Below are 860 nucleotides of genomic sequence, written 5' to 3'. Positions count from 1 at the left end.
AGTTCCTGCTAGAACAGCGTCGACCAAGATCGCTACCCGCAGAGAACTCCGTTGCACACACAGTCTGTCATTACCCGTGAAGTCGTTGTGGCCCAGGGGGCGTTCGCGCCTGGGCATCTGGGCGAGCTGACCCAAGCGGTGCCGTTCGACATGGTCGACGAGGCACTCGCCGAGACCCGCACGGTTCAGTCCCGTGTCCGGGACCTGCCCTCGCGGGTGGTGGTGTACCTGCTGCTGGCCGCCTGCCTGTTTCCCGAACTCGGCTATCCCGGCGTGTGGCGCAAGCTCACCGCGTCCCTGGACGGTCTCGGTCCCGCGACGCCGACCGCGGGCGCGTTGTGCCAGGCACGCCGCCGCCTCGGCCCAGCACCACTGAAGTGGCTGTTCGACCTGGTACGCGGCCCCGCGCCCGCACCGGTCCGCTGGCGCGGGCTACTCGTCTGCGCGATCGACGGCACGATGTTCACCGTCGCGGACAGCCCGGCGAACCTGGGCGTCTACGCCAAACACCGCTGCAACAACGGCGGTTCCGGCTATCCGCAGATCCGGCTTCTCGCCCTGCTCGCCTGCGGCACCCGCACCGTCATCGACGCCGTGTTCGGGCCCACCGACACCGGCGAGACCACCTACGCACCACGACTGGCCCGCTCCCTGCGCCCAGGGATGATCGTGCTGCTCGACCGCGGCCTCGTCGGCTGCGACCTGATCAGCGGCTTCGCCGCGACCGGCGCCGAGGTCCTGGTGCGCTACACCGACCGCCGCAACTTCCCCGTCCTGACCCGCTACCCGGACGGCTCCTACCTGTCCACGCTGGGACCCACACGAGTCCGCGTGATCGACGCCGAGATCACCCTCACCAC

Annotated in this window: 1 protein-coding gene; it reads left to right on the top strand. The window is 69.4% G+C overall.

Features of this window, described 5'->3' with window-relative positions:
* Positions 1–87 precede the first annotated feature (87 nt).
* A partial coding sequence (locus tag ACFOWZ_RS48020) for an IS4 family transposase (protein WP_382381442.1) occupies positions 88–860 on the top strand: 773 nt, incomplete at its 3' end.

The sequence above is a fragment of the Lentzea rhizosphaerae genome, from assembly GCF_042649515.1.
GTDB lineage: Bacteria > Actinomycetota > Actinomycetes > Mycobacteriales > Pseudonocardiaceae > Lentzea > Lentzea aerocolonigenes.
Note: the sequence above shows the minus strand (reverse complement) of the source record. Positions and strands in the feature narration are given on the sequence as shown.